At 65.7% G+C, this 23,550-nt stretch carries 21 protein-coding genes and 1 pseudogene; 9 read left to right on the top strand and 13 right to left on the bottom strand.

Features of this window, described 5'->3' with window-relative positions; genetic code table 11:
- Positions 1–24: 24 nt before the first annotated feature.
- Positions 25–1,407, top strand: coding sequence for an MFS transporter (locus AB1446_00620; GenBank protein MEW6545406.1), 1,383 nt, complete (start codon positions 25–27; stop codon positions 1,405–1,407).
- Here the strand turns inward: AB1446_00620 and AB1446_00625 are convergent.
- From AB1446_00625 to AB1446_00635, 3 genes and pseudogenes are all read right to left on the bottom strand, one after another.
- Positions 1,358–1,783: pseudogene (locus AB1446_00625) on the bottom strand (GNAT family N-acetyltransferase). The gene AB1446_00620 and the pseudogene AB1446_00625 sit on opposite strands and share 50 nt — an antisense overlap.
- Positions 1,756–2,028: a hypothetical protein gene (locus tag AB1446_00630; GenBank protein MEW6545407.1), complete on the bottom strand. Its 273-nt coding sequence runs from the start codon at positions 2,026–2,028 to the stop codon at positions 1,756–1,758. Before AB1446_00630 ends, AB1446_00625 begins: the two are co-directional and overlap by 28 nt.
- A 34-nt stretch (positions 2,029–2,062) precedes the next feature.
- On the bottom strand, positions 2,063–3,388 hold the full coding sequence (locus AB1446_00635) for a hypothetical protein (GenBank protein MEW6545408.1): 1,326 nt from the start codon (positions 3,386–3,388) through the stop codon (positions 2,063–2,065).
- Positions 3,389–3,599: 211 nt separating this feature from the next.
- Here AB1446_00635 and AB1446_00640 point away from each other — a divergent pair, with 211 nt between their 5' ends.
- Positions 3,600–5,651 carry a helicase C-terminal domain-containing protein gene (locus AB1446_00640; GenBank protein MEW6545409.1) on the top strand — a complete coding sequence of 684 codons (2,052 nt, stop codon included), beginning with the start codon at positions 3,600–3,602 and terminating at the stop codon, positions 5,649–5,651.
- Here the strand turns inward: AB1446_00640 and AB1446_00645 are convergent.
- Together AB1446_00645 and AB1446_00650 are read right to left on the bottom strand one after the other, a co-directional pair.
- Positions 5,570–6,382, bottom strand: a complete 813-nt coding sequence (locus AB1446_00645; GenBank protein ID MEW6545410.1) for an HAD family hydrolase — start codon at positions 6,380–6,382, stop codon at positions 5,570–5,572. The genes AB1446_00640 and AB1446_00645 overlap by 82 nt on opposite strands.
- Before the next feature lie 156 nt (positions 6,383–6,538).
- Positions 6,539–7,246 (bottom strand): hypothetical protein, encoded by a 708-nt coding sequence (locus tag AB1446_00650; GenBank protein MEW6545411.1) that lies wholly within the window; start codon positions 7,244–7,246, stop codon positions 6,539–6,541.
- Between the two features lie 256 nt (positions 7,247–7,502).
- Here AB1446_00650 and nadE point away from each other — a divergent pair, with 256 nt between their 5' ends.
- The 7 genes from nadE to AB1446_00685 all read left to right on the top strand — a co-directional run bounded on the left by nadE (position 7,503) and on the right by AB1446_00685 (position 13,873).
- Positions 7,503–8,264 (top strand): NAD(+) synthase, encoded by a 762-nt coding sequence (gene nadE / locus AB1446_00655; GenBank protein ID MEW6545412.1) that lies wholly within the window; start codon positions 7,503–7,505, stop codon positions 8,262–8,264.
- 55 nt (positions 8,265–8,319) lie between these two features.
- Entirely contained in the window at positions 8,320–8,700 is a 381-nt protein-coding gene (locus AB1446_00660) for a protease complex subunit PrcB family protein (GenBank protein ID MEW6545413.1), read from the top strand.
- 64 nt (positions 8,701–8,764) lie between these two features.
- Entirely contained in the window at positions 8,765–9,580 is an 816-nt protein-coding gene (locus AB1446_00665) for a basic amino acid ABC transporter substrate-binding protein (GenBank protein MEW6545414.1), read from the top strand.
- An 82-nt stretch (positions 9,581–9,662) separates the two neighbouring features.
- Positions 9,663–10,337, top strand: coding sequence for an amino acid ABC transporter permease (locus AB1446_00670; GenBank protein ID MEW6545415.1), 675 nt, complete (start codon positions 9,663–9,665; stop codon positions 10,335–10,337).
- A gap of 18 nt (positions 10,338–10,355) precedes the next feature.
- Complete coding sequence (locus AB1446_00675) at positions 10,356–11,078, top strand: amino acid ABC transporter ATP-binding protein (GenBank protein ID MEW6545416.1); 723 nt, start codon at positions 10,356–10,358, stop codon at positions 11,076–11,078.
- Between the two features lie 169 nt (positions 11,079–11,247).
- Entirely contained in the window at positions 11,248–12,366 is a 1,119-nt protein-coding gene (locus AB1446_00680; GenBank protein ID MEW6545417.1) for a saccharopine dehydrogenase NADP-binding domain-containing protein, read from the top strand.
- Between the two features lie 124 nt (positions 12,367–12,490).
- Positions 12,491–13,873 (top strand): MATE family efflux transporter, encoded by a 1,383-nt coding sequence (locus AB1446_00685; protein MEW6545418.1) that lies wholly within the window; start codon positions 12,491–12,493, stop codon positions 13,871–13,873.
- An 84-nt stretch (positions 13,874–13,957) separates the two neighbouring features.
- On the opposite strand, the gene lysS is transcribed toward AB1446_00685, so the two are convergent.
- The 8 genes from lysS to serA all read right to left on the bottom strand — a co-directional run bounded on the left by lysS (position 13,958) and on the right by serA (position 23,512).
- Entirely contained in the window at positions 13,958–15,439 is a 1,482-nt protein-coding gene (gene lysS, locus AB1446_00690) for a lysine--tRNA ligase (protein ID MEW6545419.1), read from the bottom strand.
- Between the two features lie 15 nt (positions 15,440–15,454).
- Positions 15,455–15,931, bottom strand: a complete 477-nt coding sequence (greA, locus tag AB1446_00695; GenBank protein MEW6545420.1) for a transcription elongation factor GreA — start codon at positions 15,929–15,931, stop codon at positions 15,455–15,457.
- Positions 15,932–16,302: 371 nt separating this feature from the next.
- Complete coding sequence (locus AB1446_00700; GenBank protein MEW6545421.1) at positions 16,303–17,466, bottom strand: tyrosine-type recombinase/integrase; 1,164 nt, start codon at positions 17,464–17,466, stop codon at positions 16,303–16,305.
- Between the two features lie 214 nt (positions 17,467–17,680).
- Positions 17,681–18,988, bottom strand: coding sequence for a nickel pincer cofactor biosynthesis protein LarC (gene larC, locus AB1446_00705; GenBank protein ID MEW6545422.1), 1,308 nt, complete (start codon positions 18,986–18,988; stop codon positions 17,681–17,683).
- An 11-nt stretch (positions 18,989–18,999) separates the two neighbouring features.
- Complete coding sequence (gene larB, locus AB1446_00710) at positions 19,000–19,764, bottom strand: nickel pincer cofactor biosynthesis protein LarB (GenBank protein ID MEW6545423.1); 765 nt, start codon at positions 19,762–19,764, stop codon at positions 19,000–19,002.
- Between the two features lie 57 nt (positions 19,765–19,821).
- Complete coding sequence (gene larE, locus AB1446_00715) at positions 19,822–20,628, bottom strand: ATP-dependent sacrificial sulfur transferase LarE (protein MEW6545424.1); 807 nt, start codon at positions 20,626–20,628, stop codon at positions 19,822–19,824.
- 28 nt (positions 20,629–20,656) lie between these two features.
- On the bottom strand, positions 20,657–21,910 hold the full coding sequence (locus AB1446_00720) for a DUF1015 domain-containing protein (protein ID MEW6545425.1): 1,254 nt from the start codon (positions 21,908–21,910) through the stop codon (positions 20,657–20,659).
- A gap of 21 nt (positions 21,911–21,931) precedes the next feature.
- Positions 21,932–23,512 (bottom strand): phosphoglycerate dehydrogenase, encoded by a 1,581-nt coding sequence (gene serA, locus AB1446_00725; protein ID MEW6545426.1) that lies wholly within the window; start codon positions 23,510–23,512, stop codon positions 21,932–21,934.
- Between the last annotated feature and the right edge of the window lie 38 nt (positions 23,513–23,550).

Consider the following 23,550-nt stretch of genomic DNA (forward strand, 5'->3'; position numbering starts at 1 on the left):
CCGAAGTAACTGGAGGACTCCCGCTTGGCGGTACGCAGTCCCTTTGCGGCCCTGAGACACCGCAACTTCCGGCTGTACTGGATGGGCCAGTGCATATCCCTCATAGGCACCTGGATGCAGCGGGTAGCCCAGTCCTGGTTGGTCCTGGAACTGACCAACTCGCCCTTCCTGCTGGGGGTCGTGGGGGCGCTTCAGTTCACCCCCATCTTCTTCCTGGCCCTGCCCGCGGGAGCGGTGGCCGACCGCGTCCCCCGCCGGAAACTGGTCATGGTCACCCAGGCCTCGGCCATGACCCTGGCGTTCGTCCTGGGAATCCTCACCCTCACCGGGCGGGTCACTGTGGCCCACATCATGGTACTGGCCACCCTTCTGGGCGTGGTCACCTCCTTCGACACCCCCGCCCGCCAGTCTATGATCATGGACCTGGTGGGACGCGAAGATATCCTGAACGCCATCGCCCTCAATTCCACCAGCTTCAACGTGGCCCGGCTCATCGGCCCCTCGGTGGCAGGGCTCCTGATTGCCGCCACCGGCACGGGCTGGGCCTTCGTGGCCAACGGGATCAGTTTCCTGGCCGTGCTCATCAGCCTGGCCCTGATGAATCTGGAGGAACACCCCACCCCCGGGCGCATGGTGCTGCTCCGGGATATCGGGGCAGGGCTGTCCTTCATATCCCGTACGCCCCACGTGCTGGCCGTATTCGTAGCGGCAGGCCTCACCAGCACCCTGGCCATGAACTTCCAGACCCTGCTGCCCGTGCTGGCCCGGCAGGAAATGCACACCGGGTCGGAAGGGTTCGGCTTCCTGCTTTCCGCCCAGGGGGCCGGTGCCCTAACCGGCGCCCTGGCTCTGGCTGCCATCAGCGAGGGCGGCCCCCGTCCCCGCCTGCTCTGGGGGGCCCTGTTCGCGTTCACCGGCCTGGAGACGGTCCTGGGGATCATCACCGGCCCCGTCCCTCGGGGGCTTTCCTTCCCGGTGCTCATACCGCTGCTGGTGGCGGTGGGGTGGAGCATGATAACCTTCACCACCTCCGCCAACAGCACCATCCAGGTGAGCGTACCGCCCCAAATGCGGGGACGCGCCATGAGCGTCTACAGCATGCTCATGCAGGGCACTGGCCCGCTGGGGAACCTTATCGCCGGCACGCTGGCCGACCGCTGGGGGGCGGGGTGGGCGTTCACTGTGGGGGGTGGCTCCTCCCTGGCCGCGGCCCTGCTCATCACCCAGTGGTTATCTCGCGTCTCTCGCAGCATGGACCGGCCGTGCCCGGGAATTCATGGGCCAGCACAGCCATCAGGTGCTGGTCGCGCCACCGTCCCCCCGAGAAGACGGCCTCCCGCAACGTACCCTCGTGAACAAAACCGCACTTCCGGTAGCAGCGCTGCGCACGCTCGTTGTCAGCGTTGACGCGCAGGTATATGCGGTGGAAATTCATCTCCTGGAAGGCAAAGCGGAGCAGAGTGCGGATGGCGTCGGTACCGTAGCCACGCCCCCAGTACTCCTTTTCGCCGATGAAGATACCCAGTTCGGCCTGGCGGCGGGTGTGGTCGATGCGGTGGAGGCCGATCACACCGATGGGCTGGTCATCGCGGGCCTGGATCAGAAGGACGCGGTCGGTCTCACTCCGGGACACGCGTTCCAGCCAGTCCCGCTCCTCGGTGTGGGAAAAGGGGAAGTGGGGCATCAGGTACTGGCCCACCTCGCGGTCGTTTATCCAGCGCAGCAGCACGTGTATGTCTTCCACTTCGGGAGTTCTCAGGACGACTTTATCTCCCACCAGCACTGCTTATCCCTCTCTCCCTCTGCGGCACCGCCCAGACGGCGCCTCACCTCGCGGACACTGCCATCGGCCAGGTGGATCCGGAAGAAGATAGTTTCCTCTTCTTCCCCTTCCCACCACTTCCCTGCCTCCACCCACCGGTCAAGCACTTCCACCACCGGCAGGAAACCGTTGGCCCGAACAATCCCCAGCGGTACCGGTAATCCCTGCTCCCACCCCCACCGTACTACCGGGGTGTCGCGCGGCATGCCAACATCACCTCCGAGCCCCCGCCGCCCGTCGTCAGGCGTAGAAGGAGAGCATCAACTGGCGGCGGGCAGGAGTCATCCCCACGCGCACGACTTCGCGGGAATAACGTTCCCGCAAACCTTCCAGCACCGCCTGCAGCCGGTCACCTGCGGGTGCTGAAGGAACCGGCTCCCCACCCGGGAACAGTTGCAACTGCCCGAACCACGCCTCCTCCAGGCCACCAGCCACCAACCTCACTGCCTGCACTGCCCGCTCACCTGCCGAACCCGGCCGGTTCTGAGCGCACAGCAGCAGGCGTTCCCACAGGAGTCCCGCGAGCACGGCCAGACGGGCAGGATCACCTTCCCCCCGGGACAACCGACGCTGAACCCGGGTGCGCACACCTCCTTCCCACTCCACTTCCAGCACCAGTTCCCGGGTACCGTATCCCTTTTTCTGCAGGGCAGCCCCGGCTTCCCGGGCCAGCCACCTCAACCCTCTGGCCACCGCCCCGTAGTCGTACACCGGATCGGCAAAGTTGAGTCGCCGCTCTATCCTCTCCGGGGGGTGCCGGGGGCGTACTCCATCCGGCCCCTCCCCGCGGGCCAGGCGAGAAATGGTTTCTCCCAGAACACCGAACTTGAGGGCCAGGGTCTCTGCCCCCAGTCGGGCCACATCCCCGATACGGTACAATCCCAGCCGCAAGAAGCGTGCTACCACGTCTTCCGATACCGGCCACAGGTACCGTACGGGCAGGGAGGCCCAGAACTCAGCTTCACCCTGGGGGCTGAGTTCCAGCCACCAGCCCACCACCCCTTTTCCTCCGGCGAAAGGCACCAGCCGGTTACCCCGGACCGCCCCCGGCAACCGGGTTCGCTTCCCTTCCAGGAGGGCGTCATACAGCCATTCCGCCGCCCCCCGGGCCACCACCTTGCTGGAGGCGAGGGCTCCCAGCAGGCGGTACCCCAAGGCAGGCACCGCCTTCTGCGCCAACCCGGCCACCACGCGCTCAAGCCGCTCGGGCCAGGCGGTGTTCCAGCCCAGGTAGATCCGGTTCTCCGCTTCCGGATCGACGACCGGCGAAACGGTGGTGCCCAGATCCCAGAACCGACGCGCTTGTGCTTCGCATACCCCGGCGTCGTACGACACCACAATGGCCCCCGGACACAAATGCCCCAGCCGGGAACGTCTTTCCCCAACCCGCAGGCCGGGAAATCCACAGGAAGCATCGACCAGCCGGCCCTGGTGACAGACGAGCACGGGCCTTTCAGCCCTTTCACAGGGTTCGCTCCCCGTGACCTCCCGGGTCTCTTCCCCACCGGGGGAAGCATAGGCCCGGGCAATACCGCCTTCCAGCCACAGATAGATTACGCGGTCCATACCGGTAGCCCCCCGTGACAGCGAACCTCGGTTTGGTGACTTTACTCTAACAGGTGTTCGCATTGGTGTCAAGGGGTTTTTGTACTCCTGTTCGCCCGGATCGTCACCGCCATCGGAGCCATCGCGGTCATCACGACCGCAGACGTCGCGAGTCCTTCGTTGCGTGTCCAACGCCGGCTGTGGCAAAATCTACCCGGATGGGGGAAAACCGTTGACCGTTAACCTGGATGAATCACACCTGGAGACCATATTCTCGCCGGGCGGCCTGCTCGCTCAGGTGTTGCCAGCATACGAAGAACGACCCCAGCAACTGGAGATGGCCCGCCTGGTGTGGAGATGCCTGAAACAGGGCTCCCACGGCCTGGTGGAGGCCGGCACCGGGGTGGGCAAATCCCTGGCCTACCTCCTTCCTGCTGCCATCTGGGCCCTCAGCCGGGGCGAACGTGTGGTGGTCAGCACCCACACCATCAACTTGCAGGAACAACTGCTGCAGAAGGACATTCCCGCGGTCAACCGTGTCCTCGAACAGCTGCATGCCCCGCCCCTGCGGGCCGTACTGGTCAAGGGAAGGAATAATTACCTCTGCCTGCGCCGCCTGGACCAGGAAGTCAATACGCGAGAGCAGCAACTGAGCCTCGGGCTCCTGGCCAATGAAGCGGACCTAGCCACGAAGAGGCTGGCTGAGTGGGCAGGCCGGCCCGGTGCCAGCGGTGATCGGGCAGACCTACCTTTCCCCGTTCCCGCCGAAGTATGGACGAAAGTGCAGAGCGACAGCGACGAGTGCGTGGGAGAAAAGTGCCCCTTCCGTGAGGAATGCTTCTTCCGCCGGGCCCGCAGGCGTCAGGACGAATCGCACCTGCTGCTCACCAACCACGCCCTGCTGTGCGCGGACCTCAGGGTCCGCCGCGAGACGGGCGGGCTCGGGGTACTTGCCTCCCACGAAGTGGTGATATGCGACGAGGCTCACCACCTGGACCGGGTGGCGGCAGATCACCTGGGCACCCGATTGACCGGTTACCGCTTCGCCTGGCTGGTGCAAGCGGTAGAGGACCTGCTCGGCCAGTCCCGGGCGAAGGCAGTGCTGAGCGAACGCACCTTGCGGCGCTATGAGGAGGTGCTGGCCAGGGTCCGGGATTCCTCCACCCGCTTTTTCAACGATCTTCGTGACCGGTTGTTCTCCGCATCCCCCTCCGGCACCTGGCGTCCACTACGCTTGCGGGCCCCCCTCCCGGGATACCAGGAGCTGCTCACTGACCTCGTGCGCCTGGCCGACGCACTGGACCAGATCGCCGACATGGGTATGTCGGAGGAGCACTCCCAGCTTGCCGCCAACCAGGCGTCGCGCTGCCGCGCCCTCGGGCAAGAACTGGAGCAGGCGGCCACGCTTGGAGATCCCGCCTGCGCCTACTGGCTGGAACCGGCCCCCGGTACCCGCTACGGCGGGGTGGCACTGTGTTCTGCCCCCATATCCGTGGCGGAAGCCCTGGCCGAGCTGCTTTTTTCCCGTACCCGCAGCGTAATCCTCACCTCTGCTACTCTCGCCGTGGGCGGGGACTTCAGCTACACCGCCTCTTCGCTCGGCCTGGCCGAATACGAGGGCCTGGTGCTGGGATCCCCCTTCGACTACCAGCAACAGGCCCTTCTGTGCGTACCCGAAGACGCCGCCGCCACCGATCCCAACCGGCCCGGCTACCTGTCCTATGTGGCCGACAAGGTGCGGGAAATCGTGAGTATCACGCGGGGAAGAGCATTCGTCCTCTTCACCTCGTACCAGGCCATGAACCAGGTCTACACCGAGGTCGCTCCCCACCTGGAGGAAATGGGATACACCTGCCTCAAACAGGGGGATGCCCCTCGCGATGCGCTCCTGGAGGAATTCCGGCGCGACACGGGATCGGTCCTCTTTGGAGTGGATTCCTTCTGGGAAGGAGTGGACGTGCCGGGAGAAGCCCTCTCCTGCGTGATCATAGCCCGGCTACCCTTCGAAGTACCCGATGAGCCTCTGGTGGAAGCCCGGTGCGAACACCTGCGTTCCCTGGGCAAGGACCCCTTCCGGGAATACACGTTGCCGAGGGCGGCCATCAAGCTGAAGCAGGGATTCGGTCGCCTGATCCGCACCAGATCGGATCGGGGCGCAGTGGTGATCCTGGATCACCGTGTGGCCACCCGTTACTACGGGCGCTACCTCATGCGGGCCCTTCCCCCCGTACGCACGACCACCGACCTCACTGACGTGGCCATGCTTCTCGACCACTCCCCCTGAGCGGTGCCGACCAGGTAACCCGCTACCCCCGCCAGGTCCCGCACCAAGGCCACGCCGGGGCAACAACCTGCCGTGAGCAGTTGCGGCGTGTGGAGTCCGTCCCCCGCCTGCGGATTCACCCAGATGGGCCGTATCCCCAACCGGGCCGCCCCCACCACGTCCTGGTGAAAGTGATCCCCCACGTGGAAAGCCTCCTCGGGTGAAGCTCCCAGGTCACCCAGGGCACGCAAGAAAGGGGCAGGATGCGGTTTTCGCCACCCCGTCTCCGCCGAGATAACCACGGTTCGGAACAGGTGCCCCACCCGCGCCTCGGCCAGCGCCCGGTGGATGAAGGGGGCATGAGCAGCGTTGGACACGAGGCCCAGGGCCAGACCCGCCTCGGCCAGGTCCCCGAGAAGCTCCAGGCTGCCCGGCAACCAGGTTACCTGAGGCAGAAGCTCCCCGTAAATATCCTCCAGTACCCCGTCCAGCAGGACGGGGGGCGGGCATTCCACCCCCAGCCGGGGAAGAATTTCTTCCACGCAGCGCCGGGCCGGGCACTCCATCCAGGTTTCTCTGGCCACCTGCCGCAGGTGGTGTAGCATGCGTCGGCCCCGGTCCTGATCCACCTCCCGGGGAAGCGGCCAGCCCCGGGCCGCCAGGCCGGCCAGGGCGGCAGACACCAGACCATCCAGCTCCAGGTCCATCCAGGCCGGGCACTCGGCCAGGGTGCCTCCGAAGTCAAACAGCACGGCCTTCGTCGCGGTCGCCCCCTACGGTGTTCTCTCCGTGCTGTTTCGCCCCCAGCGGCCCCCGAACCTGCCATCCAGCACCTGCTGGGGCGTGCACCCCTATGGCGGAGTTCCTGCCGACCCCTGGAATAGGCCCCGGGGTCGGCGGGCGCGATGTTATGAGCCGACGGCCTGGGTCAGATGCTGCTGGTACTCTTCCAGCAAACCCTTGAGGCCGGCGAACACCGCCTTTTCACCGTACAACCAGCGCATCATACTCGGGGTGCGGGAGCGGATAAGCCCCACCGTGATGCGTTCTCCGCTCTTTTGCAGTCCCTCCAGCACCCGGAACGTGGTATTCTTGATCTCCTCAGGCGTGTTGCCCCAGCGAATACGCTTGCGAGCCGGCCGCGCCTGGGGAGCACCAGGATGTCCCGCCTCCCTGTCATCGTCACCGGAGGCTGCAGCATCCGGGGCTGCAGCCGGGCAAACGACGCTCTGACCCTCCCGCACCACTTCCTCCAGGAGCTGCACCCGGCTTTCCAACTGCTGAATCTGGCGGTGAGTGGCCTGCAGGGCTGCCCCCACCAACTGGTTGACGGCCTCGACGGTGCGCTCGATGGCCAGCCGGTAAGTGCGGTACTCTTCGTCCAGGCGGGCCAGGAGGGCTTCCTTCAGCGCAGGGCTCTGGCTCAGCACTCCCACGAGTTCCGTTATGTTGTAGCTCAAGGTCTGGCTTCCCTGGCGGTACTCGGGCCCGGAGATGTCCGCCGGTGTAACCACACGCCCAACGCGGCCCCTCTTGCCCTTCTTGTGACGGGCGCCGGAAGCTGACACCCGCTTCTCACGCATGTCCTGGTAGAACAGCTTCTCCACGTCCTCCATCCCACCACACTCCTTTTCCTATAATATGGTAACTGCACTCCTTATTGTACCCATTGTTGAGGGATATATTCCCAATTGGGGACCAACGTGTGCGAAACACCGGGCACCACCATCAGGCTGAGACCACCGGACAACATCGGCCCCGGCGCCGGACGTCCCCTGCCGGACCGCAGTCACAAATCTGACACAGGGGGAAGGACCTGCCGGTCGATCCGTGCAAAATAATGAGGTGACCACAGGAAAGGAGAGGGACCAGATGCGCACCGAAGAGCTGGCCCGTTATCTGACAGAATGGATCCACGAGCAGGTGGACAGGGCAGGAGCACGGGGTACCGTGGTGGGGTTGAGCGGGGGGGTGGACTCCGCGGTGGTGGCGGCCCTCTGCCAGCGGGCCTTTCCGCAGACGGCCCACACCCTGATCCTCCCCTGCGAGAGCAACCCCGTCGACCTGGAAGATGCCCGCCTGGTGGCCAGGTCGCTTAATCTGGAGCCCGTCACCATACCCCTCGACGGACCCTACGAGGCCCTGCGTCGGGTCCTGCCCGAGGAAGGTGCTCCCGATCGCCGCAGGATGGCCCTGGCTAACCTCAAGCCCCGCCTGCGCATGATCGCACTCTATTACTACGCCAACACCCACAACCTGCTGGTGGTGGGCACCGGCAACCGCAGCGAGTTGCACGTGGGCTACTTCACCAAGTACGGGGATGGAGGAGTGGACATCCTCCCCCTGGCCGGCCTGGTCAAAAGCGAGGTACGGGAACTGGCCCGCCACCTGGGCATTCCCGAACGCATCATCACCAAACCTCCCACGGCCGGGCTGTGGGCGGGCCAGACAGACGAAGGTGAAATGGGCCTCACTTACGCCGATCTCGACCGTTACCTGCTCACGGGCGAAGCTGAGCCCGCCGTCCGCGACTGCATCGTTCGCATGCACGAAGCCTCCGAGCACAAGCGCCGCATGCCGGCCCAGCCCCCGCTGCCGCCTCCAGGCCCCGGCGCACGGCGATCCGGCGCATAGCATGACGCCGGTGCATACCGTGATCCACAGCATAACGTGATATGGAGGTGGGCGCATGCCCGGGGAGACACCCCGCCTCCTGGGGCGGGAAGAAATACCGAGGCCTCTTGCCGAACGGGCCGAGACACCGGAGGCGGGGGTTTACGTGACCTCGTACCGGCACAGGATCTACCTTCTCGTTTGCGCTGGAGAGCAGAGGACTGCGGGGTATGAGTTGCGTCTCACCGCGTCGCTCGCCGAGCAGCTCTCCGCGGGAAAGCTGGAGGTGGAGCTGGTGGGCCCACCCCGCGGGGCCATGGTGGCCCAGGTCCTCACCTACCCGTTCCTTGTGGTGGACGTGGGGGAGGGACCGGTCCGGCTGAGGGAAGCCACACTCGTATCCCCCACGGGACGGCGCCCGATCCCCATCAACTTTTTAGGAGAAGTGCCCTCATAGGCAGGAATTATCCCCCCAACGGCGAAAAAAGAACCCCACGAGACTGACCGGAGGGGGGATAGTCGTGAGGAAGACGATAGCCGTGTTGCTGGCGCTGGGTTTGCTGCTCGGGCTGGCCGGATGTGCACAGAAGGCCGAGCAACCCGCGCCAGCGCCCACGGCTCAGCAACCCGCGCCACCGCCGGAGAAACCGGTGGTAAAGGTGGGGACGGAGGCCGCCTACCCGCCGTTCGAGTGGATAGACGAGAAGACAGGTGAGTTCAAGGGCTTCGACATGGACCTGATCCGGGCCATCGCAGATGAGGCCGGGTTCAAGGCCGACATCCGCAACATGGCCTGGGACGGTCTCATTCCCGCCCTGCTGGCCAAAGAGATCGACCTCATCATCTCGGGCATGACCATCACCGACGAACGCGCTCTGGCCGTGACCTTTTCTGACCCATACTTCAAGTCCGGACAGGTCATCATGTCCCGCCAGGACGCCAACATCAAGGGGCCGGATGACCTGGCCGGTAAGGATGTAGCTGTGCAGGTCAACACTACCGGCCAGTTCGCCATGGAGAAGTTGAACGAAAAGTTTAAGAGCGAGGGCAAGAAGCTGGTAAAGATAAAGAAGTTCAAGAGCACCCCCGACGCCATCAACGAGGTCAAGATCGGTGGTGCCGTCGCCTGCGTCATCGACCTGCCCGTAGCGGTAGAGCACATGAAGGCCAACCCCGGCGATCCCTTCGTGATCGGCCAACCGATAAACGTGGAGTACCTGGGGATGGCCATGCGCAAGGAGGATACTGAACTCCACGCCAAGATCAACCACGCCCTCGCTGCCCTCAAGGCCAGCGGCAAGTACGACCAGATCTACGCTCAGTACTTTGGCAAGTGAGAGAACCCGCGACGACAAAAAGTGAGGGAAGGGGGGCGTCACACCGTACGCCCCCCTTTTCTTGACCGGAGGTGCAACCCCCGTGACCCTCAATTGGGACATCATGGAGCGTTACTTGCCGTTCCTGGTGGGCGGGGCCTGGCTGACCCTGCGGCTCACGGTGATCACCACGGCCCTTGGCACCGTCATCGGCCTCTTCGCCGCCATCGCCCGCCTGTCACGATTTAAGGCGTTTTCCTGGCCGGCCGCCATATACGTCGACTTCTTCCGGGGCACGCCCCTCCTGGCCCAGATCATGCTTATCCATTTCGGCCTCCCCCAGCTATTCGGGTACAAGCCCAACATGGTGGTGGACGCCATTGCTGCCCTCAGCATCAACTGCGGCGCGTACGTCACCGAAATATTTCGGGCCGGCATCCAGTCCATAGAGCGGGGTCAGACTGAGGCGGCCCTTTCCCTGGGCATGACCCCCTTCCAGGCCATGCGTTACGTCATCCTCCCCCAGGCGTTCCGGCGGGTCCTGCCTCCCCTGGGCAACGAGTTCATCGCCATGCTCAAGGATTCCTCGATGGTGTCCATCATCTCGATGGAGGAACTCCTCTTCCGGGGCATGATTTCGGCCGGCCGCAGCTTCCGACCATTTGAGATCTGGATTACTGTGGCGCTACTTTACCTGGCCATGACCCTGCCGTTCACCCGGCTGGTGTCCTGGACGGAAATGAAACTCAAGCGCGAGCACCGCCGCGAGGGGAGCTGAAACGCAGTGAACGGGCCCATGTTGGTGGTCAAGGATCTTCACAAATACTTCGGCCGCCTGGAAGTACTAAAGGGCGTCAGCTTCGAAGTGGCGCGTCAGGAAGTGGTGGTCATCATCGGCCCCAGCGGAGGCGGCAAGAGCACCCTCCTGCGCTGCATCAACCGGCTGGAAGAGCCCACGTCGGGGGAGGTGTACATCGACGGCCAGTGCATCACCGACCGGCACGCCCCCGTGTGCCAGATCAGGCGCCAGGTAGGCATGGTGTTCCAGCTCTTCCACCTCTTCCCCCACCTCACCGCCCTGGAGAACGTGACCCTGGCCCCCATCAAGGTGCTTGGTATGGCCCGCCCGGAGGCCGAGGAGCTGGGCCGGGAACTGCTGGCCAAGGTGGGGCTGGCAGCCAAAGTGAACAGCCTGCCCGCGCAACTTTCCGGCGGGCAGCAGCAGCGGGTGGCGATCGCCCGCGCCCTGGCCATGCGCCCCAAATTGATGCTGTTCGACGAACCCACCTCGGCCCTGGACCCGGAGATGATCGGAGAAGTGCTGGCGGTCATGAAGGACCTGGCCCGGGAGGGGATGACCATGCTGGTAGTCAGCCATGAGATGGGGTTCGCCCGCGAGGTGGCCGACCGCATCATGTTCCTGGAACACGGCATCATCCTGGAGCAAGGTCCACCCGAGCAGATCTTCGCTTCTCCCCGGCACGAACGTACCCGCGCCTTCCTAAGCAAGGTGCTCTGATCCGTACCGGCGGTCCCGTCGGCCGGGAGCGGCGGCGTCATCCGCAGCCCGGTAACACCCGGGCCCAGCGCTCTCACCTCGCCCGCCTCCAACTGGTACGCCGCGGCAGGTAATTTTTGACGACTGGCGAATTTCACCAGTGAACGATCACGGGAGAGGGGGTCTTCCCATGAAGGTCGTGGTGCTGGGCGGAGCGGGGGACATGGGCAGCCGTGCGGCCAGGGAGCTGGGGCGCTCCCCCGAAGTTGAATTACTCACGATCGCGGACCGCAACCTGGAGAAGGCGAAACAGGTAGCGGCCTCCATAGGCCCCAGGGCGCAGGCCCGTGCCGTGGACGCCCGGGACCACAATGCCCTCGTACGTCTCATCGCCGAGCACGACGTGGCGGCGGGGGCCATCGGCCCCTTCTACCTCTTCGAGGCAAGGGTGGCCCGCGCGGCCATCGATGCCGGGAAGCCTTACGTGAGCATATGCGACGACTACGACGCTGCCCAAGCAGTGCTGGAACTTGACCCCCATGCGAGAAACCGAGGGGTCACCATCCTCACCGGTCTGGGATGGACCCCGGGGCTCTCCAACGTCCTGGCGCGCAAGGGAGTGACCATGCTGGATTCCGCCCGCGAGGTCCACATCGCCTGGTGTGGAGCCTCTTCAGACTCGGAGGGATACGCAGTTGTCCTGCACACCATGCACATCTTCACCGGCCAGGTTCCCACCTTCTCCGGGGGCAAGATGACCCAGGTGCGCGCGGGGACCGGCCGGAAAGTCGTCACCTTCCCCGAGCCCATCGGTCCCGTGGCCGTGTACCACGTGGGCCACCCCGAACCGGTGACCATCCCCCGCTTCATTCCCGGTCTGCAGGAGGTCACACTGCGGGGAGGCCTCACCGAGAGCTTTCTTAACTGGGTAGCCGTGGCTGTGGCCCGCCTGGGGCTCACCGCCACTCCCGCCCGCAAGGATGCCCTGGGGCGCATCATCAAGCCCCTGCTCCCCATGATGGAGAAGGTGGGGAAGCCTGCCCGCCCCCTATCGGGCATCCACGTGGAAGTCCGGGGCGAAAAGGACGGCATTCCGGCCCGGGTGAAACTGGCTGCTGTAGACCGCATGATGAACCTGACCGGTGTGCCCCTTGCCATCGGCACCCTGATGGTGGGACGGCGCCAGATCAACCGGCCCGGTGTGATCGCTCCGGAAGCCGAAGGGGCCGTACCTCCCGACCTCTTCCTCGAGGAACTGGCAGCCCGAGGTATCACCGTGCACACGGGACCAGTAGAGCCGATCCGTTGAACCGGCACCAGGAACCGGGGGAGGCGGGCCGCACGAGGCGGGCGCCCGGTGCAGGAACGGCGGCATGTGCTGCTGTGCTGCCGGGCAGGAGGAAAACGGGCGCGGTCAGCCAATAAGTTATTGCGTGACTCGAAGTAATTCCCCGGCCTCGTTCTTATCCGTGTCCGAAGGGGCCCCCACCGGAGTCCTGGTCCGGCACGTCCTCACGCTGGCGTGGCCCTCGGTCGCCGAACAACTATTTTTCGGCCTGGCGCAGGTGCTCATCCTCACCATCGTGGGAAACCTGGGGCCTGTCGCCATCGCCGCCGTGGGGGTATCCAACCAGCTCCAGTGGTTCTTTGTCTCCGGCTTCTTCGCTCTGGGGGCGGGTGCCACCACCATAGTGGCCCGCTCCATGGGGGCCGGGGATGCAGACACCGCGCGGGCTGCCGTGCTCCAGGCCGTGTCGGCCACGGCGGCCCTTTCTACCCTGGTGGGAGTTGCGGGGTGGATGCTGGCCCGGCCCGCCCTGCGGGCCATGGGCCTGGATGACCCTACCGCAGCCCTGGCGGTACCCTACCTGCGGCTCCTGTTCGCCAGCATTCCCCCCAGCGCTGCCGCCATGTGCCTGGGGGCGAGCCTGCGGGGAGCCGGCGACACCCGTACCCCCATGCTGGTCAACGCGGTGGGTACCGTCCTCAACATCCTCGTCGCCTACCTGTTGGTGGGGGGAAAGATGGGTGCTCCCGCCCTGGGCCTGCAGGGGGCAGGCATATCCTTCCTGGTGAGCGGCCTGTGGGGCTGTGCTGCGTTCCTGGTGACCACGGTCACCGGGCGGTGCGGCCTGCGCGTCGCCTCCTGGACCAGCTACCGCCCTGACCTCGGGCTGCTGGGGCGCATCCTCAACGTGGGTATTCCCAGCGCCGCCGAACAACTCGCCATGTCCTTCGGCATCCTCATGTTCGTGAGGGTGGTCACTTCTCTGGGCACCAGCACCTACGCCGCCCACCAGATCGCCGTCAACCTGACCAACCTCACCTTCCCCATCACTATGGGATTCGCAATTTCCGCCACCGCCCTGGTGGGGCAGTCTCTGGGGGCCCGCAAGCCGCGCCTGGCAGAAAGGTATGCGTATACGGCCCGAATGCTCGCCTTCGGCCTGGTGACGGCGGTGTCCCTCGCCACCGCCTTCTTCTCCCTGTTCCTGGCCCGGATGTATACCACCGACCCCCAGGTGACGGCCCTGGCCAGTTCTGCCCTCCGGATCGCCGCCGTATCTCAACCGGGCCTGGCCCTGTACGCGGTACTTGCAGGGGCGCTACGGGGAGCGGGTGACACCCGCTGGCCGCTGTACCTCACCCTGGTGGGGATATGGGGAGTGCGGCTCAGCCTGGGCTATCTGGGGGCAATCATCCTTCCCCTGGGCCTGTACGGCATATGGGGTGCCATCGCCTGCGACCAGTGGACCCGGGCCATCCTCGTCACCTTCCGCTTCCGCAGCCGCCGCTGGCAGACAATCCGCGTCTAGCGCCGCTCGGCGCAGGTGACGCCGATCGCCCCCATCGACGCAGAGTACGGAGACCGGGGACGACAACGGGGGTGGGAGGAGCGATCAGCCTTCGGCCGGGCGGGGGCGTAGCAGAGGGAAGAGGATGACGTCCCGAATGGAAGGTGAATCCGTGAGTAGCATCACCAGGCGATCGATACCGATCCCCAGGCCGCCGGTGGGGGGCATCCCATATTCCAGGGCAAGGAGGAAGTCTTCGTCGAAGGGATGGGCCTCCTCGTCACCCCGGGCCCGCACGGCTGCCTGCTGCTCGAAGCGCTCCCGCTGGTCAAGGGGATCGTTCAGTTCCGAAAAGGCATTTGCTATCTCCCGGCAGGCCACGAACGCCTCGAACCGGTACACCAGCCCGGGATCATCTGCCCGGCGTTTGGCAAGCGGGGACATTTCCACCGGGTAGTCGATCAGGAACGCGGGCTGCACCAGGTGGGGTTCCACTTCCTCCTCCAGGATCTTGTCGATGACGTTGGCCTTGGTGGCGGGCTTGTCCAGGCGCAGCCCCCGTGCGGCAGCCACCTCGGCCGCATCCCGGTCATCCCTGATGTCCTCGGGACCCAGGCCAGCATACCGGCGCATGGCATCCCACAGTCGCAGCCGCGGCCAGGGCGGATTCAGCTCAATCCGGTTCCCCTGGTAAGTGATAACCGTGGTCCCCAGGACTTCCCCCGCTACCCGGGAAATCATCTGCTCGGTAAGTACCATCATGTCCTCGTAGTCGGCATAAGCCTGGTAGAGTTCCAGCATGGTGAACTCGGGGTTGTGACGGGTGGAAATCCCCTCGTTCCGGAACACCCGCCCGATCTCGTATACTTTTTCCAGGCCTCCCACGATCAGCCTTTTAAGGTACAGCTCCAGTGCAATGCGCAGGTACAGGTCGAGGTCAAGGGCATTGTGGTGGGTGATGAACGGGCGTGCGGTCGCCCCGCCCGCCACCAGGCTCATCACCGGGGTCTCCACCTCGTAGAACCCCCGGGCATCCAGGAAGTTACGGATGGCACGCACCACCCGGGCCCGCGTGAGGAACACGTCCCGCACCTCGGGGTTCACCATGAGGTCCAGGTAGCGGTAGCGGTACCGGAGTTCCACGTCCCTCAGGCCGTGCCACTTCTCGGGCAGTGGTCGCAGCGACTTGGTGAGGAGTTGCCACCCTTCCGCCTCCACCGAGACCTCGCCCCGGCGGGTGCGCATGACCTTGCCCCATACTCCGATGACGTCGCCCACGTCCAGCAAAGTGAAGTCATCGTACTGCCCGCCCGGCAGCACATCAGCCCGAGCGTAAACCTGGATGCGACCGGAAATATCCTGCAGGTCGGCAAAGCTGGCCTTCCCATGCACCCTGATCCCCATCACCCGGCCGGCTACCCTCACCGGGCGCCCCTCCAGGGCGGCAAAGTCCTCTCTAATTTGCTGGGCGAAGTGGGTCTTCTCGAACCTGCCCCCGAACGGGTCGACCCCCTTCGCCCTCCATTGCTCCAGCCGGGCCCTGCGGGCCTCCAGCACGTCGGACAGCCTGGGCTCTTCCCTGCTCATCTCCAAACTGGCTTTTTACCTCCCCAGCGCCACGATCTCGTAGCGGAAACGACCCAAAGGCGCCGCCACTTCCACCTGAGAACCCACCTTCTGCCCCAGGACAGCACGCCCCACCGGGGACTGGTCGGAAATCCGACCGGCAGAAGGGTCGGCCTCCGCCGAGGAGACGATAGTATAAGTGAACTCGTCCCCTGTGTCCACGTCGCGCAGCGTTACCCGCGATCCCAGGCTGACCCGTTCGGGGTCGATGGCCTCCCGGTTGAGGACGCGGGCATACCGGAGCACATTCTCCAGTTGCGCGATCCGCGCTTCCACGAAGGCCTGCTCGTTCTTGGCGTTCTCGTATTCCGAGTTCTCGTCCAGGTCCCCGAACTGACGGGCCTGCTTGATCCTTTCGGCCACTTCCCGCCGGCGTACCGACTTCAGGTATTCCAGCTCCTTCTCCAGCTTCTCCAGGCCCTCCGGCGAAAGAACGATTTCTTTCTGGGCCACCTGATCTTCTCCTCCCTGGAGTCTAGCTCCCCAATTAATCGGACTCCACCGGCAATATATGAAGGCCCCGGACATTACTGCCCGGTGCTCACTCAATGGCATCCCCGATTATATGCGCACCCCCCACACCTGTCAACCATGCCACGCTGCGCCCGTTTGGCCCCAGAATGGCACCCGCCAGCGACCAACCGCATTCCCTGGCCGCCTGCCACACCCGGTCCAGCTGGCGGGCCGATAGCGGCCCCCTTGAACGCGGAGGCGGGAGGGCCGCCTCCAGGCCCCCCGCCGGCAGAAACCCTTCCGGCCATCCCCATACCCGCCACCACCAGGCGGGTATGCCGGGCCGTTTTGCCCCTGCGCAGCCAGCGGGGTCACGGCCCGGGATCCGCTGTTGCTAACGAATTGCCAACCGAAGGCGGATCCCAAACCCGCTCCATGGCCCGGGCCGCTTCCTTCTGGGTATCGGGCAGTACATGGCTGTAAACGTCGAGGGTCAGCGCCACCGAGGAATGCCCCAGCCGTTCCGAGACCACCTTCGGGTGCACACCCTGGCGCAGCAACACGGTGGCATGGCTGTGCCGGAGGTCATGGAAACGGAGAACGGGAACCCCGGCTACCAGGGCAATCTCTTTCAGCCTCCTGGTGATGTTGGGACGCTGAAGGGGCTTGCCTTTGTCCGTGCTGAACACAAGACCGTAGTCTTGCCACGAAGAACCCGCCCTCCACCTTTCCTCCATCTGCTGCTTCCTGTGTTGCCGAAGCACCTCGAGGGAAACACAATCCAGCGGTATCGGCCGCCGCGAACGCGGCGTCTTGGGCTCCTGCCACCTCGGCTCCGGCCCGCTCGGCCGTCCGACCAGGGAACGCCTTACCTGGATGACACCCCGGTCGAGATCCACATCCTCCCACACCAGGCCCAGCAATTCCCCCAGGCGCATTCCCGTCGCCAGCGCGAGGTGAAACAGCGGGTAGTAGCGCGAACCCCGGGCCTCGCGCAGGAATAGCCGGATCTGTTCTTCCGTCCATACGTTCACCCGTCCGACGCCCGGGGATGGGCATTTCACCCCGTCGGTGGGACAGCGCGCGACCATACCCCACTTCGCCGCCTGCCTCATGGCCACCCGCAGCACTGCAAAGACGCTGGCACGCGTTCCCCCCGATAGCGTGTCCGGCAAGGCGCACAGTGCCTGCTGGACATCAACGGGGGTGAGTGCGACGAGGTACCTGCTTCCCAGAGTCTGGTACCAGTACCTGAGGCGCTCCTTCCAGGATTCGTAGGTTGCCGGTCGCAGTCTTTGCTTCACGGTGTCCAGCCACCACTGGAGATATTCCCCCACCGTTAACCTTGTGGGAGCCATACCCAGGGCACCCCCGTCGACCTGCAATAGCAGTTGCGTCAGGGTGCGCTCCGCATCCCGCCTGTTTCCTTTCACCGTCACCCACTTCTGCCGCCGCTTGCCCGTCTGCGGGTCGCGGGGCAACTCCACCACGACCGTCCACCCGTTCCGGGATCTCTTCCTGATGTGCCCTCTCACCTCTCAGCGCCCCCCTGAAAGCCGCAGATGCCGTCCTCCCCATATGCCTAATGCGCTCCGGGGCGGACAATGCCCACGCCCTCTCCAGGGGACCTGCCCCGGTACCTGCTGCAACGGTCCGCACTTCTGCGGCAAGTTCATCCCATACGCATTCGCCCAGGGAGCGCCAAAGCAAAATGAGATCGGCACCAGCCAAGTGGGAGCGACATTGGCGCTATTCGGCGGTTACGCTTGTTCCGCCTGAGCGGCGGTCAGCCCCGCAGACTGCGAGCGCCGCTGCGAAAACCTCCTTCAGCGGAACCCCCGAGGAGGCAGCCAGTGCCTTGCAATCGCCGTATTCGGGCGCCACGTTCACCAGCTTGCCCCCCAGGTAGGCACACTTGACCCGGACGGTGCCGTAGGGGGTCGTCACCTCCCTGACCTCTCGCGACGCCAGCCATCGCGTGACCCGGTAGCCCCTCACGCCTATGGTGGTCGTCTCGCGCAGGAAAACCGAAATCACGGCCGCCAGGTCAGCACCACGGCACAGCGCGGAAAGCACCGCTCCGGGACGCTGCTTCTTCATGTACGCAGGTCTCATGAACACGTCCAGAGCTCCCGCCTCGAACATGCGTTCTTGAACGTAATCGTAGAACTGCGGGTTCATATCATCGATGTTACACTCCAGCAGGAAGCAATGCTCCAGCTCGGCGCCCAGGTCCCGCGCTGCCTCCGCCTCGCAAAAAGTCAAGCCCTCGTCCAACCCGTCGCCGGCAACCCAGGCAGTTCCCACGGCCAGGCGCAATACGTTGGGACGGGGGAGATTCCGGGTTCCTGCCCCGTACCCGACGGCTTCGGGAACCATCCGCGGCCAGGACAGTGTCGGCCGGGCCATGGCCTTCATGAGGGCCGCCCCCGTGGGGGTCACCAGTTCTACCTCGCCGGGAGCCCCCTTCACGGGGAACCCCCTCAACAGTTCCAGTGTGGCGGGCGCAGGAAGGGGAATCACGCCGTGCGCCGCAACGGTTTCACCACCTGTCAGCGGCAGCGGGCCGCACAACAACATCTCCACTCCCAGGAGCCTCAGTCCCTCCACCACCCCTACCACGTCCACTATGGCGTCGATCGCCCCCACCTCGTGGAAGTGCACCTGATCGGGAGGGACGCCGTGTATGCGGCCCTCCGCCTCCGCCAGGAGCCGGAAAACTTCCTTGACCCGGGCCACGCTGGCACCGGGGAGAGAGCTGCAATCAAGCAGGGCGAATATCTCATGCAACCCCCGGTGCACGTGTCCTTCGTTCACGGCCGGCCCGCCCCCGCCCCCCTCTGCCAGAAGCACGTCGGCCTTGGTTGCCGAAATGCCGGCCTTGTTCACCTTCCGGGCCACTATTTGAACGCCCTGGAGGGGAAGTGCCCCCACGGCACGGTTCAGATCCTCGACGCTCACGCCGCAGTCGATTATGGCCCCCAGCAGCATATCCCCGCTCACGCCGGAGGCAGGGTCCACGAAAGCCAGCCGCAAGCCCCTGGCGTCCTCAGCCACCGGTGACCCCCCTACTCGTCGCAGTTTATCAGGTGGGCAATCTGCGCCGCGCCGAAGCCGTTGTCGATGTTCACCACTGCCACGCCGGGCGCACAACTGTTGAGCATGGCCAGCAACGCGGCCATCCCGCCCAGACTCGCCCCGTACCCCACACTGGTGGGGACCGCTATCACCGGCCGCCCCACCAGCCCGGCCACCACACTGGGCAAGGCCCCTTCCATGCCCGCCGTCACCACCACCACTCGCGCCCGCCGCAGGAGGCGGAGATGGGGAAGCAAGCGGTGCAAACCCGCCACCCCCACATCGTAAATACGCTCCACGGGGTCGCCTGCCACCTCCAGCGTCACCGCTGCCTCCTCCGCCACGGGCAGGTCCGCCGTCCCCGCCGAGACCACTGCCACAAAACCTCTGGGCCGGCAATACCCCGCCCCCCGATCGATTCCGGAACGCAGGACGATGATGCGGGCAGCGGGGAAATACTCCGCCTGCGAGTTCCACTTCCGCACAGCCTGCCAGACCTCTTCATCGGCTCGCGTGGCCATCACCACCACATGCCGGGAGGCCAGCTTCTGAAGGATCTCGACCACCTGCGTCGGGGTTTTCCCCTGACAGAACACAACTTCCGGGAAACCCAAACGCAGGGCACGGTGATGGTCCGGCTTGGCAAAACCCATATCCTCATATGGCAGTACAGCCAGTTCCTCGACCGCCTCCTCAACGCCGAGGTCGCCCCTTCGTACTCGCTCGAGAAGACTCACCAGAGCAGCTCTATCCACCGCCCCCAGCTCCTCACCGGCAAGCCGCCGCCAGGATGGTCGCGATCCGGCAATAACTTACTGCGGACCGCCATTGCCCAACACCTCGTCCATACTACCGCTGCGGTAACCCTGCAGGTCCAGGGCCACGTATGCGTAGCCAACCCCCTTCACTGCCCGCACCACTTCCTCCCGGGCCGCCAGCACCGCCCCAATCTCCCCGGGAGCCACCTCGATGCGGGCCACCGTTCCGTGATGCCTCACACGGACTAGCCGCAGTCCCAGAGTGCGCAGACTCCTTTCCGCCTGCGCCACCGCCTCCAGACCCGCCCGGGTGATGGCAGTGTGGTAGGGAAACCTGGTGGCCAGGCAGGCCATGGGGGGCAGGTCCCATGTGGGCAACCCTGCCTCCCGGGACAACTGGCGGATCTCGGATTTGGTGAGCCCGGCCTCCTGCAATGGGCTGCGCACCCCCAGCTCGGCGATGGCCCGCGCTCCCGGCCGGTACTCCAGCACGTCGCTGGCATTGGAACCCTCCAGGACACACGCCAGCCCGCGATCCCTGGCCACATCCCACAGCAGGGAAAGCAGCGCCCTCTTGCAGTGGTAGCAACGGTCGGGCGGGTTCGAGGAAAACGCAGGCAGTTCCAGCTCGCGCGTCCTCACCACCAGGTGTAGAACCCCCATGGCTCCGGCCAGTTCCCGGGCGCGCTCGACCTCATCCTCGGGGTGTATCTCCGAACTTGCCGTTACCGCCAGCAACCGCTGCCCCAGTACCTCCCGGGCCACGTATAGCAAATAAGTACTATCCACGCCCCCCGAAAAGGCCACCACAGCACCTGGGATCTCGGAAAGAATGCGTCTCAGATGTTCGTGCTTCGACATCGGCCGGCAGACCCCCTTCGATTCGGGGCTAGTCGTCAAGGTCACACATGAGCAACCCCGCGGGCACCTTGGGATGAAAGTAAGTGGTCTTGCGGGGGAAGCGGAAGCCCTCCCGCGCCTTCCGAAACACCTCCCCGACCGAGACGGCGGGTGGGAAAAAGGCGGCCCGGGCCCGGCCCCCCAGCACCTCCCGCAGGGCGCAAACGGCATCCCTGGTGTACTCCACGGCCGCACCAGCTTCGCCCAAGATCCCGCGCGCTGCCACGCCCGCCTCCGAGAGGATGCCGTCGAGGAGCTTCAGGGCCTCGGCCGTTTCCCCGCGGTAACCCAGGGCCCAGGCTCCCTGGTCGGTCACCGCCACCAGCCGGATGTGGCCGTCCTCCGACCTCGCCGGCGGCGCGAAAGCCTCCCACCAGGAAGCAGCCCTGTCCTCGCACCCGAAGGGAATATCTCCCGGAATCGGTTCGGTGGTGAAGGCGCCCCGTACCCTTTCCATAATTTGATCCCGGACACCCGGCGAGATCCGACGCACCACTCGGTGGGTAGGTAGTACCACCAGCCCGGGATCGGTGGTCGCCACCAGGGCGGCCAGGACGCGCCGATGCCCCTCCTCCCCCGTCTCCCCGGCAAATCTCCGGGCTGACTCGTACCGGTGGTGGCCGTCGGCGATCACCACGGGACCGCTGCCCACCGCCGCGGTCACGCGCTCGATGGCGTCTTCCGCTGTCACTCTCCAGGCCCGCAGGGCCTCCCCCTCGCCGACGGCCTGCAGATCGGGATCATCGCCCCGCGCCTCCCGCAAGGCGGCCGCCACGCTGCCCTCGGGGTCCTCGTACAGGGCAAGTATGGGGCTGAACTGGGCCCGGCAGGCGCGCAGCAGGTGCAGGCGGTCTTCCTTGGGCTGGGCCATGGTGTCCTCGTGCGCCAGTACCCCCGCCGCGACCGTCAGGGTCCCCACTACCGCCGTGCGCACCAGCCGGCGGCCACCGTGCCAGAACTCGTGCTCGCACAGGTAGAAGGCAGGGAGTCCATCCCGCACCAGAATGCCCGCCCGCCGCCACGCCGTCCACAGGCTGGCCGCCTCCCGGTAACGCTCCGGTGAACCCCCGGCCACGGGGACGGTCAGCTCCAGACGCACCGCGTTGTACGGGTGGCGGGCGGCCAGCCGCTCCCCCAGGGCGGAATCCACCACGTCGTATGGGGGCGCTATCACGGGACCCAGGTCGCCGCCCACCACGCGGGGGTCAAAGTGCACGGCACGAAATGGCATGAACCTGGCCACGTCGATCCCTCCTGATCAGTTTCACCGCAGGTATACGGGCCGGACGGAGAGGACACCCTCGACCCGGGCGATCTCAGCCAGGGCATCGGCGGGCGCGGGGGAATCCATACCCAGCACCATGATGGCCTCCCCGCCGCGGATCTGCCTGGCCACCTGCATGCCCGAGATGTTGACACCGGCCTTGCCCAGGATGGTCCCCACATGCCCGATGATTCCGGGCTGGTCGATGTGAGGGCACACGAGCATGAAATCGGCCGGAGACACGTCGATGCGGTAACCGTCTATGCGCACCAGACGAGGTTCCCCTCGTGCCGAGAGGCTTCCCCCTACGGCGCGCTCACCGCGGCTGCTGCTGGTCGAAACGGTGATCCCGCTGGGGTAGCCGTCGGTGTCATCCGCCCTCACCTCGGTCACCCTGATCCCTCTCTCCCGGGCGAGCAGGGGGGCATTGACCGCGTTCACATGCTCCTGCAGGAGCGGCCGAAGCATCCCCTTCAGCACGGCATTCAGGAGGGGGCGGGTATCCAGGCTGCTCACTTCGCCCGCCCAGGCCACGCGCACCCCTCGGATCATCCCTTCCGACCACTGCCCGGCGAAACGGCCCAGCATCTCCGCCAGGGGCAGCAAAGGCGCCAACTGCCTGCTCTCCTCGGGAGCGGGGGCGGGTGCGTTCACCGCATTGGGTACCAGCTCACCCCTCAACACGGCGAGGATGGCGCGGGCGGTTTCGACGGCCACGCTGGCCTGTGCTTCCGCAGTGGAAGCACCCAGGTGGGGTGTCAGGATCACGTTGTCCAGGCCCAGCAGGGGGTGGCCGGGCGGGAGTGGTTCGGAACTGAATACGTCCAGAGCCGCCCCGGCCACCTTACCCTCCTGGAGGGCACGGACCAGCGCCCCCTCGTCCACCACCTCACCCCGGGCGCAGTTGATCAGGCACACCCCTGGCTTCATGCGCGATATTGCCTCTGCGCCGATCATTCCCCGGGTATCCGGGGTCAGGGGGACGTGCAGGCTGATGAAGTCCGCAGTCGACAAGATCTCTGCAGGCTCGGCCGGGGTCACGCCCGTAGCGATGGCCCGTTCGGGGGAGACGGCGGGATCGTAGGCGAGCACCCTCATCCCCAGGGCCAGAGCTCGCCTGGCGACTTCCGACCCGATCCGCCCCAACCCGAACAACCCCAGCGTCTTGCCCCGCACTTCCTTGCCAAGAAAGCGGCTCCTCTCCCAGCGCCCCGACTTCACGTGCTGATGGGCCTGGGGAATCTTCCGGGCCAGGCACAGGAGCAACCCGATCGCGTGCTCGGCCACCGCGACCGCGTTGCCGCCCGGCGCGTTGACCACCACGATGCCCTTGCGCGTGGCCGCCTCCAGGTCTATGTTGTCGACCCCCACCCCCGCCCGTCCGATCACTTTCAACCGCCGCGCCTCCCCAATGCAGCGTGCCGTGATGCGGGTGGCGCTGCGAACCATCATCCCGTCGTACTCCCCGATGAGCTCCAGAAGCTGCTCCTCCCGGAGCGGTCCCGTCACCTCAACCTCTGCCTCTTGCCTGAGCACCTCGACGCCTTCCGGAGCCACTCCGTCCGTCACCAGGATCCGCATGGTGTTCGCCCCCCCAAAACAGCTTTTGGCCCTCCGCG

The sequence above is a fragment of the Bacillota bacterium genome, from assembly GCA_040757085.1.
GTDB lineage: Bacteria > Bacillota > Sulfobacillia > JACIYH01 > JACIYH01 > JACIYH01.

Excerpts from the sequence above, each read along its gene's own strand:
- AB1446_00630 (MEW6545407.1), bottom strand. The coding sequence starts at position 2,028 with ATGCCGCGCGACACCCCGGTAGTACGGTGGGGGTGGGAGCAGGGATTA.
- AB1446_00635 (MEW6545408.1), bottom strand. The coding sequence starts at position 3,388 with ATGGACCGCGTAATCTATCTGTGGCTGGAAGGCGGTATTGCCCGGGCC.
- AB1446_00650 (MEW6545411.1), bottom strand. The coding sequence starts at position 7,246 with ATGGAGGACGTGGAGAAGCTGTTCTACCAGGACATGCGTGAGAAGCGG.
- nadE (MEW6545412.1), top strand. The coding sequence starts at position 7,503 with ATGCGCACCGAAGAGCTGGCCCGTTATCTGACAGAATGGATCCACGAG.
- AB1446_00660 (MEW6545413.1), top strand. The coding sequence starts at position 8,320 with ATGCCCGGGGAGACACCCCGCCTCCTGGGGCGGGAAGAAATACCGAGG.
- AB1446_00675 (MEW6545416.1), top strand. The coding sequence starts at position 10,356 with ATGTTGGTGGTCAAGGATCTTCACAAATACTTCGGCCGCCTGGAAGTA.
- AB1446_00680 (MEW6545417.1), top strand. The coding sequence starts at position 11,248 with ATGAAGGTCGTGGTGCTGGGCGGAGCGGGGGACATGGGCAGCCGTGCG.
- lysS (MEW6545419.1), bottom strand. The coding sequence starts at position 15,439 with ATGAGCAGGGAAGAGCCCAGGCTGTCCGACGTGCTGGAGGCCCGCAGG.
- larE (MEW6545424.1), bottom strand. The coding sequence starts at position 20,628 with ATGTCGAAGCACGAACATCTGAGACGCATTCTTTCCGAGATCCCAGGT.
- serA (MEW6545426.1), bottom strand. The coding sequence starts at position 23,512 with ATGCGGATCCTGGTGACGGACGGAGTGGCTCCGGAAGGCGTCGAGGTG.